Origin of the sequence: Thiothrix winogradskyi, assembly GCF_021650935.1 — a bacterium.
Lineage (GTDB): Bacteria > Pseudomonadota > Gammaproteobacteria > Thiotrichales > Thiotrichaceae > Thiothrix > Thiothrix winogradskyi.
The window spans coordinates 3,334,791-3,348,512 of the sequence record NZ_CP091244.1 but is presented as its reverse complement, the minus strand read 5'-3'; the positions used below and the strand labels follow the sequence as shown (position 1 = coordinate 3,348,512).

The following is a 13,722-nucleotide window of genomic DNA, read 5'->3' as shown; positions in this document are numbered from 1 at the left end:
ACGATGAACCGGATGTCCGCAGAAGCCAGTCTTAACCTGTATATTACTGCCGTGCATCCTTGCCCCTATTTACCTGAACGTCAGGCGATGAACCTGCTGGTTGACCCCGGCTACAAGATGACCGCTGAGTTGTATGGGCGCTTGTTGGACAGTGGTTTCCGGCGTAGTGGTGATGATGTTTACCGCCCGCATTGCCGTCATTGCAGCGCTTGTGTTTCCAGCCGCATTCCGGTCAGTACTTTCCAACCTAACCGTTCCCAACGGCGCAATTGGAAACGTAATCAGGACTTGCGGGTGGTGGTGAATCGCCGTGGTTTCAAGCGTGAATATGCCACTTTGTACCGGCATTATATTAAGCAACGCCATACCGGCGGGGGTATGGATACGGATGATATGGATACGTTTGCCGGGTTTTTGCTGAATCATTGGTGTAAAACGCTGTTGGTCGAGTTTTGGGATCAGGATCATCTGTTAGCAGTGGCGGCTGTGGATGAGTTAAAAGATGGCTTGTCATCCGTTTACACGTTTTTTGATCCGTCTGCCAGTGAGTCGCGCGGCTTAGGCACGTTCGCGGTACTGTGGCAAATTGAGCAAGCGCGTCAATGCGGTTTACGGTTTGTGTACCCCGGCTATTGGATAGCAGAATCGCCTAAAATGCGTTATAAAATTAATTTTCAGCCAATGGAGGGTTTAGTCAATGGTACTTGGATCCCGTTAGCTGCAAGCTAGGTTTGATTGCTTGATACTTGTTCTCTGTTCATCTTTAGTTCATTAGCTTATCTGTATCATTCATAGATTTTATGATACCTTGTTACTACTGATGGGCACAGGAAACGACAATGATTAAGACATTTACCCTAAAAGCCATTGACCATGATCAGGCGACCCCGGAAAGTGGTTTAATCGCATGGCATGTTGTTGATGAAAATAATCGCAAACGCATTGTGAAGGCGACAACCGAGCTAAGCCGTCAAGGTTTTATCAAAACCGTTAAGCCGCATCATGACCGTGAAATGCCGTTAGTTGAATTGCTTTCTTATTACGTAGAAGGTGAAAGTTTTCGTATCGACTTCGGCATGTTTAATGAAACCTTCGGTTACACGCCGCGTGAAGTCTTTGCTGCCTCGCAATCACAATCAGAAAGTGCCAGCAGTCGCATGAAACAAGGCATTCGCCAACTGTTCCACGTACCATTTTGAAAAAGGGCGCATATTGCGCCCTTTTTGTGGTGACTATTGATTAGCGATTAGTGCCTGAAATGACGCATCCCGGTGAACACCATTGCCATGCCATGCTCGTTCGCCGCAGCAATCACTTCTTCATCACGCATCGAGCCACCCGGCTGAATCACTGCTTTGATCCCCGCTGCCGCAGCACTGTCGATACCATCACGGAAGGGGAAAAACGCATCCGATGCCATCACCGAACCTGGTACGACCAGCCCAGCATGTTCCGCCTTGATCCCCGCAATCCGTGCGGAATTGATACGGCTCATTTGACCCGCACCCACGCCAATGGTCATATTGCCTTTCGCGTACACAATAGCGTTGGATTTAACGAATTTGGCAACCTTCCAAGCAAATTGTAGATCCAGCAATTCAGCCTCAGAAGGTTGGCGCGTAGACACGACTTTCAGCTCATCCAGCAACGCGATGTCAGCCGTTTGCACCAGCAAGCCACCGTTAACCCGTTTGAAGTCGAGACGATTGGGAACGTCACCACTCCACATATCCACGGTCAACAAGCGCACGTTTTTCTTGGCAGCGACGACCGCAACGGCTTCAGGCGAAACTCCCGGTGCGATAATGACTTCCACAAACTGACGATCCACGATCACTTTTGCGGTTTCGCCATCTAGCGGTTGGTTGAATGCAATAATGCCGCCGAACGCGGATTCAGGGTCAGTGCTGTAAGCACGGTTGTAGGCTTCCAGCAAATTCGCGCCAATGGCAACGCCGCAAGGGTTAGCGTGCTTGACGATAACGCAAGCCGGTGCGCCGTCGAATTGCTTGACGCATTCGAGTGCCGCGTCGGTATCGGCAATATTGTTGTAAGACAATTCCTTGCCTTGAATCTGGATGGCGGTAGCAATGCTGCCTTGTGGGGCGTTGTATTCCGCGTAAAACGCGCCTGCTTGGTGACTGTTTTCACCGTAGCGGCAATCTTGCTTCTTTTCAACTTGCAGGCTAAACGTGCGCGGGAACGTTGCCGGTGCTGCATGGCTGGCTTCGCCGACCCGTGCGCCGAAATAGTTGGCAATCATGCCGTCGTAACGTGCGGTGTGTTCAAACGCTTTAATTGCAAGGTCAAAACGGGTAGCAGGGCTAATGCAGCCTGCGCTGGCTTCCATTTCTGCCTGAATGCGGTCGTAATCGCCGGGTTCAGTCACGATAGTCACATGCGCGTGGTTTTTGGCACTGGCGCGTACCATTGTGGGACCGCCGATGTCGATGTTTTCAACGGCGTCTTCAAAGGTGCAACCGGGTTTGGAAACAGTCGATTCAAACGGGTAAAGGTTGACCACGATCAGGTCGATGCGCCCGATGCCGTGTTCTGCCATGACCGCATCATCTTGTCCACGACGCGCCAAAATGCCGCCGTGAATTTTGGGGTGCAGGGTTTTGACACGCCCGTCCATCATTTCCGGGAAGCCGGTGTAGTCGGAAACTTCGGTGACGGGTACGCCATTATCCGCCAGCAGTTTGGCAGTGCCACCTGTGGAGAGTAAATGTACGCCTTGGCTGTGCAGGAACCGGGCAAATTCCAGTACGCCGGATTTGTCGGAAACGCTCAGCAAAGCGCGGGTGACAGGCAGGTTAGAGGCAGTCGTCATCGTGTGTGCATCCTGGGGCGAAAAACACGGTATTCTATGCCGTGGGGTGGTTTGCTGCAATGCCGTCTGTGCTGCTTAGATAATTGCCATTAAGCGTAGCCCTAACACAAATACCAAGGCGGCAATTAAGCCGGTTACTGCACCTTTAATAAATAGGCTTTGTGAACTAGCTGCATACTTGACCACGCTTTTATCCAGTTTGTCGATCTGGCGGTCACGTTGCGCAATAATTAAATCGCGTTGGTGCAGGGATTCATCACGGTTTTGTAACTGTTGCTGGTTTTCTTTCAGGGTGTTTTCCAGATGCTGGATGCGCAAGGTGAGTTCTTGCAAGCGCTCATCGCGGCGGCGGATATGCGCTTCTTTCGCCACAATGGTCTGGTCACGGTCATGCAGGCTGGTGTCACGTTTATTGAGTTGCTCATCCCGTGCTTGCAGTTGTGCGTCGCGTTGCGAGACGGTGACCTCGCGTTCGTGCAGGCTGGTATCGCGCTTGGCAATCTCGGTATCGCGCAGGTGTACTTGCTGGTCACGGGCTTGTAACGCTTCTTCTTTGTGTTGCAGTTGCAGGTCACGTTGTTCGATTTGTGCGTCACGTTCCGCAACAGTAGCGTCACGTTCGGAAAGGGTTTCTTCGCGTTCGGAGAGGAATTCATCCCGGTCTTGCACGGTTTGGTCGCGGAGTTGTAATTGCACATCACGTTCGGCAATGCTTTGGTCACGCAGGTGCACTTCCAGTTGCAGGTTACGAACTTGCTCATCCCGCGCGGCAATTTCGGTATCGCGAACTTGCAGGCTACTGTCGCGTTCAGTGAGAAATTCACCCAAATTTTGAATGTGGCGGTCGCGCTCTTGCAGTGAGGTGTCGCGTTGCTGGATGGTTTGCTCACGTTCGGTGAGTTGGAAATCGCGTTCCCGTACCGTGTCGTCACGTTGCTGAATCGCCGCATTGCGCTCGGTCAGCAGTGAATCACGCGCATGAATGGTTTCATCGCGTTCCTGCATTTGCCCGTTGACTTGGGTAATGTGGGAATCGCGTTCCTTGATGCTGTGGTCGCGTTCGCCGATGGTGACATCGCGGCTTTGGACTTGCGAATCGCGCAATTGCAATTGCTTGTCGCGCTCGCGCAGTTGCAAGTCTTGCCCACTGATACGGGTATCGCGCTCGCGCAGGGAAATATCACGTTCTTTGACGCGGCGGTCGCGTTCGGTAATTTGTACGTCGCGTTCTTCGACCGTGCGGTCACGGCTGGACAGGCGCGTGTCACGGTCGCGCAAATCTTCATCTGCTTTATTGATGCGCTCGTCACGCATCATCAGTTGGCGGTCGCGTTCGGTTAGTTGACCGTCACGTTCCTGCAAATGGTCTTCGAGTTCGCGGATGGTTTGCAGGAAATCCAGCCCTTGCTGGTCACGGTTGCGAATGGCTTCTTCCCGCAGGCGCAATTCGTTATCACGTTCGGCAACGGTGCGGTCGCGTTCGCTGAGTTCGCGGTCGCGTTGACTGAGGGTGGTGTCGCGCTTTTCGACCTGCTGTTGCTGAATGCCAATGCGTTGATCACGTTCTTGCAGCATTGTTGCTTTTTCTTTAAGCAACATTTCGCGGTTTTGAATTTGTTGATCACGGTCAGCAATGGTGCGGTCACGCGCTTGCAAATGCTGGTTAGCAAGGTCGATGTGGGAATCGCGGGCGGCGAGTTGGCGATCCCGCTCTGAGACGTGGTTATCGCGTTCGCTGAGGTGCTTGTCGCGTTCCTTGAGCATTTTTTCCTGCTCTAGGGTTTGACGAGTACGTTCTTGTAATAAGGCTTCGCGATCCAGCAATTGCTGATCTTTTTTGCCGATGCTGTCATCGCGGCTTTGCAGCAGTTTGTCTTTGCTTTGAATGGCTTGGTCAATGCGCGAGAGTGAGCGGTCTTTGTCTTCGAGACTGCGGTCACGCATCTGGATTTGCAGTTCTTTTTCCTGCAACAGTTTTTCGTAATGCGCGAGGTTTTGTTCCAGCGTACTTAAGCGAGCCTCACGGTCACTCAGCATGGTATCGCGCTGTTGTACGGCACGGTCGCGGTTGACCACGCCTTCATCACGGCTGCGTAGGGCTTTTTCTTTTTCTTCGAGTAATTGGTTTTGTTGGGTGAGTAGCTTTTCTTTTTCCCCCAGCAAGCGTGCGAGGGTTTCCATGCGCTTGTCGCGCTCGTCAATGCGGGCGTCACGTACCCGGATATGCCCGTCTTTTTCCAGCAATAATCCCGATATTTCGCGCAAGCGCTGCTCACGTTCCTGTAAGCGCAGGGCTAATTCATCCACACTGGTTTTCAATTCCTGCTTATCATTTAGGGTCAGATAAACGTTTGAATCCAGCTTTTTAAAGATGTCGAGATCCTTTTCTTCCAATTTCATGATAATTCCTAAGCACTACTGGCACACAATAACAGGGAGCCGCCAACCTGTCTGCGCGATGAACAATGGTGAGATTGCCTAGATTCTGGCATAAGTAATAATGTTTTGCCACGTTACTGTGCGAGTTAACGTTGCCAAAGGTGCATTTTTGCGGTGCGCCATTCGCGCCAGTGCAGGTTTGAGGGAGTGGCAGGAAAATCGAGCCGCAATTCACCGGTTTCGGCGGTGTTCAGTAATTTTATGTCACGTGCCTGATAACGTTGGGTGACGCTGGGGTGCGGGTGGTTGAAACGGTTGCGGTAGCCGCTGGTGACAATGCCGAGCTTAGGCGCAACCGCTTGTATAAACGCTGGGCTGGATGAGGTTTTACTGCCGTGATGCGGTAACAGTAGCACATCTGCTGGTATGTCAGCGGCTTGTTTGAGTAACCACTTTTCGGCGGGGCGCTCAATATCGGCGGTCAATAATACGCGGTGATGCGGGTTCGCTATTTTCAATACGCAGGAGCGGTTGTTTTTCTTGGTGTCCGCGAAGTCCTCAGCGGGGTGTAAGATCGTGAACGTTACCCCATCCCATTGCCATGTTTGACCCGCAATGCATAAATTTGAGTGATGATTTGTGAGTATTTCGGTGCTGCTGACCAGCAAATTTGTGACGGGTAGGGCGTTCAGTAATGCATTGGCACCGCCGCTATGATCGTTATCGGCATGAGATACGATCAGGGTGTCGACTTGGTTAATGGTTTGCCCGCGTAGCCAGGGTAACACCACCAATTCACCGGTATCAAAACTGTCTGACACTTTGGGTCCGGTATCGAATACCAAGGTATGGTTGGCAGTTTGCACCACCGTTGCCAACCCCTGACCCACATCCAGCACACTGAGGCGAAATGCACCCGGTACGACCTTGGGGGGCTGATACAACATCAGGGGGAGCATTAGTAATATGCCCAACCAACGCCCCGGTATGCCACGCGGCAACCACAGCAACATAAAACCCACTATTGCCAGCACTACCCACGGCAAGGGAACTAACGGCATATACACCGACGACAAGGGCAGGGCGGCAAGCCATTCCAATACCCACATCAGCCATTCCAGCAAAGTGGCGGCAACTGTCCAAACCCCGGTGGCTGCGGCTTCCCACCACCCTGCGAACACGATTCCCAGCAATACCAAGGGCGTAACCACAAAAGTAATGACCGGAATTGCCAATAAGTTTGCTACCGGCGAGCTTAACGAAATCATGCCGAAAAAGCCTGCTGCCAGTGGAATGGTTCCCAGTGATAATACCAACTGCATCCATACCACGGATGATTTCCCCAGTTTACGTTGGCGCATTCCCAAAAATGCCAGCAAAGCCACCGTCAAAAACGATAACCAAAACCCTACCGCCAGACTCGCCAAGGGGTCGAGCAGCAACACCAGCAAGAGCGCAATACTCATGGTGACACTGAACGGCACTTGCCGTCGCCATAGCAAGCCAGCCATCACCACCAGTAACATAATCAGGGTGCGCTGTGTCGGAATATTGAACCCCGCCAGCAAGGAATACGCCGTTGCCAACACCCCACCGGACAGCCCGGCAGCCACCCGCAATGGCAACCACAGGTACAAGCCAGGAAACAAGCGCCAAAGCCCCCACACCGGCAAAATACCCAGACTGGCGACCATCGTAATGTGCAAACCCGAAATCGCCAGTAAATGAATCGTGCCAGTTTGACGCAAGATCTCCCATTGTTGCTGCGGAATGGTAGCGGTATAGGCAATTGCCAACCCCTGCACCAAGCCGGTCATGGCGGAATCGGGTAGCGCTGCTGAAATTTTTTCCTGCAATTGTTGGCGTAAGTGGTTCGGTTGCCACCAAGATGCTGCGGCTAAACGCTGGTTATCCGCTGATTTACGCACGTAGCCGCTGCCACCGATGCGCTGTGAAAACAGCCATTGTTCGTAATCAAAGCCATTCGGGTTCATGAAACCATTGGGGCGTTTGCCGCGTACCAGCAATTGCCAGCGCTCGCCCGCGTGCAGTTTAGGGGCATCCTCTGCGTACCAAGCGAGGCGCAAGCGTCCCCGGTAGCTGGCGGTATCGCTGTCAAACAGAAAACTGCTGCCATCCGCCCGCCATTCCGGTACATCGGCAATCGTACCGGTGAGTAGCATGTCTTCACCTTCCGATGCTTCAGGAAGCCAGTCAGCCCTGACACCACTGGCAACCCATAAGGCGTAAACACTGCCCAGTAACACACCTGCAAGCAATTTGGCTGTTTGCCGCTGCTGGTAACGCCATGCCGCACCAATGATGACACCGACAGCGATGATGCTTCCCCAAAACAGCGCATCCAGCGTCGGCAGGCGCGGCAGTACCCATAACACGAGTGTGCCGATAAAAAAACTCACTGAAAAGGTGCGCATATTTCGCAAACCATGGATAATGACTAACCTTAATTATTATTGCTGTTAAAACTTCATGCCGCGAAAATTGTTGCGTAAGCTATTCCCTAACCCTGACAAACTGAAAGAACACAAACATCTCCAGTTTTTGGGGGATACGCTGCATTTGCCGTATTTGTGGCATTTAAATCGCCGCAATGTAGCCTCGGCTTTTGCGATTGGACTGTTTTGTATGTGGATTCCGATACCGTTCCAATCCATTATTGCAGCATTATTAGCTGTCTTTTTTCGGGCAAATTTACCATTGGCGGTGGTATTGGTATTTGTGACCAATCCCGTGACCATGCCTCCCATGCTGTATGGTGCTTATTTAGTGGGAGCTGCGATTGTAGGGCATCCGCCTGCGGGTTTTAATTTTGAGCCTAGTCTTGATTGGTTAATGAATGGTTTGATTCTCATTTGGAAGCCATTTTTGTTGGGTATTTTTATCACGGCAGTATTGTCATCCCTCGCGGGCTATTACGGCGTACATTTATTGTGGCGTTTGCATATGTTGAAACATTTGAAGGAGCGGCGTGAACGCAAACAACGCAAATCCCCGCCGCCAGCAAACGATCAGGATTCAGCAGATTAAGCGTTGGCTAACACACCATCCGTCAACCGGTAAACCGTATCCATTTTTGCTGCCAATTGCAGGTCGTGGGTAACAACCACGAACGCCGTGCCTAAGTCTTCATTCAGCCCTTGCATTAAATTAAACACATTGTCCGCCGTGTGATGATCAAGATTGCCAGTGGGTTCGTCGGCTAACACGGCTTTGGGGCGTGTCACCAGAGCGCGGGCAATTGCTGCCCGTTGGCGTTCCCCACCGGAAAGCTGGGCAGGTTTATGGTCAAGACGCTCTTTCAGCCCGACTTTTGCCAGCATATCGCTGGCTTGCGCACTGGCTTCTGCCACTTTCACGCCGCGAATCAATAAGGGCATGGCAACGTTTTCTAACGCAGTGAATTCGGGTAACAGGTGGTGAAATTGGTAGATAAAGCCCATCGACTCGTTACGCAAGACGCCGCGTTCGGTATCGGATAATTGATCCATACGTTTGCCGAGAACTTCCACATGCCCGGTGGAGGGCAAATCCAAACCGCCCATTAAGTGCAGCAAGGTGCTTTTGCCGCTACCGGAACTGCCGAGAATTGCGACTTTTTCCCCTTGATGAATGTCCAAATCCACCCCACGCAACACCTCAACATCGAGCCGCCCTTCGCTGAAACGTTTACCCAATTGTTGGCAGGAAATAATCACTTTACTCATAACGCAATGCCTCCGCAGGCTGGACTTTGGACGCACGCCATGCAGGGTAAAGCGTCGCGAGAATAGACATAAACAGGGCGCTCAGGGCAATCACCAGGACATCGCCGGGGTTTACCCGTGATTCGAGTTCGCTAATAAAATACACATCAGCATTGATGAAATGGGTATCAAACAAGCGTTCCAGAAACGGCACAATCACGTCCAGATTGTTTGCCAGCAACACGCCTAATATCACCCCAATCAATGTGCCAAACACGCCGATTAGCGTGCCTTGTACCATGAAAATCTTCATCACCCGCCCGGATGACAGCCCCAAGGTACGCAGGATGGCAATATCGCCTTCCTTATCCGTCACCACCATCACTAGTGTTGAAACCAGATTAAACGCCGCTACCGCAATGATCAGCATCAGGATAATAAACATCACCGACTTTTGCGCTTGGATAGCTTTAAACTGGTTTTTGTTCAAATTTGTCCAGTCATTGGCCCACATATCCTGCCATGAGGGGCTCATGCGTTGCAAAATGGTTTGCGCCATCGTCGGGGCAAGATACAAATCACTCAGCGTCATGCGTAAGCCGGTTACGTCATTGCCCATTTCAAAGGTTTTGGCAGCATCTTCAAGGTTCACGTAAGCCGTGGTGGTGTCGAATTGCTGCATATCTACCCGAAAAATGGCAGCAATGGTGAAACGTTGCAAAGCAGGCATTTCGCCGGTTTCCAAGGCACTTTCGCTAGGGCTGACAAGGGTAAGCGCATCACCCACGTCAACTTTTAGCTCTTTTGCCATCGTTGCGCCAATAGCGACATTAAAACTGCCCGGTTGCAAGGTTTGCATATCGCCTTTGATGACATGCTTAAACACGGTGCTCACTTGCTGTTCCAGTTCCGGCACAATGCCCTGCAATACGGCAGCGCGGGCTTCGTCGCCCTGATTCAACATGGCAGGCTTTTCGATAAATGGCGATACGGCTTTCACGCCCGGAAAATCCAGCAAATCTTGCTGCACGTTTTGCCAATCGGATACGCTTAAATCGTGTTCGGATACCGTGACGTGTGCCAACATGCCCATAATGCGTTCGCGCATGGTTTGCTCGAAACCATTCATGACCGAAAGCACCGTAATCAGCACCAACACACCAATCGCAATACCGATCATTGACGCTAACGAAATAAAAGAAATGAAGTGTTTTTCACGCCGTGCACGGGTATAGCGCAAGCCGACAAACAGCTCCATTGGTTGAAACATCTTATTCATAGCGCAGTGACTCCGCAGGCTGGATTTGTGATGCTCGCCATGCCGGGTAAATCGTTGCCAATACTGAGGCAATCAACGAGGCAACCGCAATCCAAATCACATTGCTCCAGCGCATATCGGATGGGATTTCGCTGATGTAAAACACGTCAGCCGAGAAAATCTTGAACCCGAAAGTGGTTTCCAAAAAGGGAATCACCGTACCAATGTTCAGCGACAGCCACACGCCTAAGGCCACACCAACGACGGTGCCGAAAATACCAATAATGCTGCCTTGAATCATAAAGATGCGCAGGATACGGTTCGCATCCATCCCAAAGGTGCGCAAGATGGCAATATCCGCCGCCTTGTCGTTCACGGTCATCACCAAAGATGCGACCAGATTGAACAATGCCACCAACACTACCAAGCCCAGAATCAGGCTCATGGCAATGCGTTCGGTTTTCACGGCACGGAAAAAGCTACCGTGTTCCTGACTCCAATCCACGACCTCAAATTCCTCGCCTAGCTTGGTTTGTAATTCATGCCCGATCGCGGGGGCGGCGAATAAATCATCCAACTTCAGGCGTATGCCGCCAATATTCTCACCCAAGCGGAACAGCCGCGAGGCATCGCTGAGTTCAATAAAGCCGGTCATGCCGTCGTATTCGGGGTGTCCGATTTGGTAGACGCCGGTGACGGTAAAGCGTTTCAGGCGCGGCAAAATCCCTGCCGGGGTCACTTGCACTTGCGGCACAATCACCGTGACTTTATCACCGGGGATGACGCCGAGGGCAGCCGCGACTTCCACGCCTAAGACAATGCCGTAGTCACGCGGGGCAAGGCTGCTGAAACTGCCATTCAGCATTTTGAAATTGACATCGCTGACTTGGCTTTGCAGTTTGGGATCAATGCCTTGCAACACAATACCGCGCATGAGATTGCCATTGGTCAACATGACTTGTTTTTGCACATAAGGAGCCGCGCCGATGACGTGTTGCTGTGCCTTTAGTCCGTCGATTTTCGCCGTCCAATCCGCGAGTTGCCCATTTGTCCCCGAAACCGTGACATGGGAAACCACACCCAGTATCTTGTCCCTGAGTTCCTTTTCAAACCCGTTCATGATCGACAAAACCGTGATCAGCACCATGACCCCCAGCAGGATGCCGAGCATCGAGGCGAACGAGATGAACGAGATGAAACGGTTACGCCGCCGTGAATGCGTGTAGCGCTGTCCGATAAATAATTCGAGTGGTGTAAACATGGGTGGCGATTGTACAGATGATGAGTGTCGTTTAATAGTAAAGTATCGGGAGATCAGACATGCGTTTGTCTAAATGGTTTAGTGCTTTGTTACTGGCTATTGCTTTTTTCGCCAATAGCGCATTCGCAGGCTACCCCCATAATGGCATGAGTATGAGCAGCGTGAAGGCACAATACGGTGAACCGCAGTCGGTTCGCCAGTCTGCTGGCCCCATCAAGAAGCGCTGGCCCCGGATTACAGTGTGGAATTATGGCACGTTCTCGGTGTATTTCGAGCGGCGTACTGTATTGCATACCGTGGTGCATTAAGCATAGAGCCTCAGGTGGGCTGAATCAGCAATAGCAGCAGCCCTGCCAGCAGATAATAGGCGGCAAACTGGATGGTGAGCGGCTTTTTGAATTCCTCTGGAATGTACTCATCCACAAACGGAAAAAAGTAGCGCACGCTACCGATAATCAGTGCGGTGACTCCCCCTAGCACTAGCATGAGGCCAATGGCTGCCAGTAAATTCATCATGATCATTTCCCCTGCTGCATGGTTCTGGATAGGTGTTTTGTCATGGATTAATGTTATCATTTTGCATAACCCATGATTCATGATTGGATACGCGCTATGGAACCCACTAAAAATTCTGCCATTCGCCCGGAATTGCTGCAATCCCTGATCGACTATGCCGAGCACGGTATTACGATTGCGGAACGCGAAGGCAATGATACGATTTTGCTGTATGTTAACCATGCTTTTGAACAAATGACAGGCTACAGCGCGGAAGAGTGTTTGTACCAGGACTGCCGTTTCCTGCAAAACGCCGACCGTGATCAGGCAGAATTGCAGAAAATTCGCGCTGCTATCGAAGCCGAACAGTCGGTCAGAGTGATCTTGCGCAATTACCGTAAAGACGGCAGTTTATTCTGGAATGATTTAAGCATCAGCCCATTTTTCGATAAGGAAGATGGCGTGATGTATTACATCGGGGTGCAAAAAGATGTGACCGAATTGGTCGCCTTGCAGACCGAACTGGCGGACGTCAAGGCGCGTTTGCTGGCATTGGGCGGGTGATGGTGTTTATGCCAGAAAATTCAGAGGCGTGTGGCTATGCCCAGGTAATAAACTAGCTAGCCCGTTATTGTGCAAATGCTTGCTGGCAATTTCCCCGAAAATATCGCGAAAATCGACTGAATGTGCCAGATAGCGCCCTTTGTAAAGTTGCGCTGTTTCCAGCCCCGGCCATTGCCCGTATATACCGCCGCGTACCCCGCCACCGAGCGCAAACCAGCACCCTGCGTTGCCGTGGTCAGTGCCTTGGCTGCCGTTCTCTTCAGCAGTGCGCCCGAATTCGGTCATGGTCAGGATCATGACATCTTGCATGGCTGTGCCTAAATCCGCATACAGTGCGGCGATGCCGTCCGCAAAAATCTTTAGCATGTTGGCTTGATAACCCACTTGATTGCCTTGTGTTTGGTGGGTGTCCCAACCGCCGATATTCACAGTTGCCAGTTCCAACCCTACCCCCGCTTTGATTAATTGTGCGGCTTGGCGTAATTGTGTGCCGTAGCTATTGTTGGGATAAATTGCGCCATTTGCAGGTTGGTAGCCTTTCACATCAAGCTGTTGCACCAGCCCAAGGTCGGCAAGCAAGGTACGCCCCGCATTTTGGATGCGTACTCCGTTATTGCCACCCAGATGGGGGCTTTGTGCGTAAATTTTTTGCAAACGTGCGGTCATGCGTGCTTCGGCACTGGCGGCCATATCCAAGTCGAAGGCTGCTAAGTCACTAAAGGAAGACACCGGCACATTGCCACGTAACGCTTGCGCAATCTCTGTGCCGAAGCTTACCCCGCGCATTCCGCTGCTATGGCTGGTGGTTTCTAAATGGCGGTTTAGCCAGCCGTTGCTGGTTTTGCTGATAACACCGCTTTCGATAAAGTGCTCACTGTCGAAATGTGAGAGGCTGGCATTGGGGTAATGTGTTGCCGGAAAGACCGCCACATTGCCTTGCTGATACAGCTTGTGTAACGCACTCATCGCGGGGTGTAGCCCCAAAAAGCCGTTCAGATCCAACGCGCCATCGCTTTGCCCGGCGCGGGGAATCGCAAGGGTAGGGCGCAGGCGATAATACGCGGCTTCTCCGTAAGGTACTGCGACGTTCAAGCCATCACAGCCACCACGCTGGAAAATCACGATCAAGCTTTTCGGGGCTGCTGCGGCATGGGCGTTGTTAGCGAACCAAGCGCTCCCCGCGACGGTGGATGACAGCATGTACTTTAAAAAATCACGACGTTGCATA

General features: G+C 51.7%; 13 protein-coding genes. 5 read left to right on the top strand and 8 right to left on the bottom strand.

Going from position 1 to position 13,722, the window contains the following annotated elements; all coding sequences use genetic code 11:
- Positions 1-3: 3 nt before the first annotated feature.
- Together L2Y54_RS16645 and L2Y54_RS16640 are read left to right on the top strand one after the other, a co-directional pair.
- A complete protein-coding gene (locus L2Y54_RS16645; RefSeq protein ID WP_236497738.1) occupies positions 4-729 on the top strand; it encodes an arginyltransferase in 726 nt (241 codons plus the stop codon).
- A gap of 110 nt (positions 730-839) precedes the next feature.
- Positions 840-1,199 (top strand): hypothetical protein, encoded by a 360-nt coding sequence (locus L2Y54_RS16640; RefSeq protein WP_236497737.1) that lies wholly within the window; start codon positions 840-842, stop codon positions 1,197-1,199.
- A gap of 47 nt (positions 1,200-1,246) precedes the next feature.
- Here L2Y54_RS16640 and purH read toward each other — a convergent pair whose 3' ends face one another.
- The 3 genes from purH to L2Y54_RS16625 form a co-directional block, all read right to left on the bottom strand.
- The gene (gene purH, locus L2Y54_RS16635; protein ID WP_255697789.1) at positions 1,247-2,833 is read right to left on the bottom strand and encodes a bifunctional phosphoribosylaminoimidazolecarboxamide formyltransferase/IMP cyclohydrolase; all 1,587 of its coding nucleotides are present in this window, start codon (positions 2,831-2,833) and stop codon (positions 1,247-1,249) included.
- A gap of 75 nt (positions 2,834-2,908) precedes the next feature.
- On the bottom strand, positions 2,909-5,233 hold the full coding sequence (locus tag L2Y54_RS16630) for a coiled-coil domain-containing protein (RefSeq protein ID WP_236497735.1): 2,325 nt from the start codon (positions 5,231-5,233) through the stop codon (positions 2,909-2,911).
- A 125-nt stretch (positions 5,234-5,358) separates the two neighbouring features.
- The gene (locus tag L2Y54_RS16625) at positions 5,359-7,647 is read right to left on the bottom strand and encodes a DNA internalization-related competence protein ComEC/Rec2 (protein WP_236497734.1); all 2,289 of its coding nucleotides are present in this window, start codon (positions 7,645-7,647) and stop codon (positions 5,359-5,361) included.
- 55 nt (positions 7,648-7,702) lie between these two features.
- On the opposite strand from L2Y54_RS16625, the gene L2Y54_RS16620 reads away from it, so the two are divergent.
- Positions 7,703-8,260 carry a DUF2062 domain-containing protein gene (locus L2Y54_RS16620; protein WP_236497732.1) on the top strand — a complete coding sequence of 186 codons (558 nt, stop codon included), beginning with the start codon at positions 7,703-7,705 and terminating at the stop codon, positions 8,258-8,260.
- Here the strand turns inward: L2Y54_RS16620 and lolD are convergent.
- The 3 genes from lolD to L2Y54_RS16605 are packed head-to-tail and all read right to left on the bottom strand — an operon-like array spanning position 8,257 to position 11,435.
- Entirely contained in the window at positions 8,257-8,937 is a 681-nt protein-coding gene (gene lolD, locus L2Y54_RS16615; RefSeq protein ID WP_236497730.1) for a lipoprotein-releasing ABC transporter ATP-binding protein LolD, read from the bottom strand. The two genes, L2Y54_RS16620 and lolD, sit on opposite strands and share 4 nt — an antisense overlap.
- Positions 8,930-10,195 carry a lipoprotein-releasing ABC transporter permease subunit gene (locus tag L2Y54_RS16610; RefSeq protein ID WP_236497728.1) on the bottom strand — a complete coding sequence of 422 codons (1,266 nt, stop codon included), beginning with the start codon at positions 10,193-10,195 and terminating at the stop codon, positions 8,930-8,932. Before L2Y54_RS16610 ends, lolD begins: the two co-directional genes overlap by 8 nt.
- Positions 10,188-11,435 (bottom strand): lipoprotein-releasing ABC transporter permease subunit, encoded by a 1,248-nt coding sequence (locus L2Y54_RS16605; RefSeq protein WP_236497726.1) that lies wholly within the window; start codon positions 11,433-11,435, stop codon positions 10,188-10,190. The genes L2Y54_RS16610 and L2Y54_RS16605 overlap by 8 nt, the downstream gene beginning before the upstream one ends.
- 59 nt (positions 11,436-11,494) lie before the next feature.
- On the opposite strand from L2Y54_RS16605, the gene L2Y54_RS16600 reads away from it, so the two are divergent.
- Positions 11,495-11,743, top strand: a complete 249-nt coding sequence (locus L2Y54_RS16600; protein ID WP_236497724.1) for a hypothetical protein — start codon at positions 11,495-11,497, stop codon at positions 11,741-11,743.
- A 10-nt stretch (positions 11,744-11,753) separates the two neighbouring features.
- On the opposite strand, the gene L2Y54_RS16595 is transcribed toward L2Y54_RS16600, so the two are convergent.
- Positions 11,754-12,011, bottom strand: coding sequence for a hypothetical protein (locus L2Y54_RS16595; RefSeq protein ID WP_236497722.1), 258 nt, complete (start codon positions 12,009-12,011; stop codon positions 11,754-11,756).
- A gap of 36 nt (positions 12,012-12,047) precedes the next feature.
- Here L2Y54_RS16595 and L2Y54_RS16590 point away from each other — a divergent pair, with 36 nt between their 5' ends.
- Positions 12,048-12,494, top strand: coding sequence for a PAS domain-containing protein (locus tag L2Y54_RS16590; protein ID WP_236497721.1), 447 nt, complete (start codon positions 12,048-12,050; stop codon positions 12,492-12,494).
- A gap of 6 nt (positions 12,495-12,500) precedes the next feature.
- On the opposite strand, the gene L2Y54_RS16585 is transcribed toward L2Y54_RS16590, so the two are convergent.
- Complete coding sequence (locus L2Y54_RS16585) at positions 12,501-13,721, bottom strand: DUF1501 domain-containing protein (RefSeq protein WP_236497720.1); 1,221 nt, start codon at positions 13,719-13,721, stop codon at positions 12,501-12,503.
- Position 13,722: the final 1 nt, after the last annotated feature.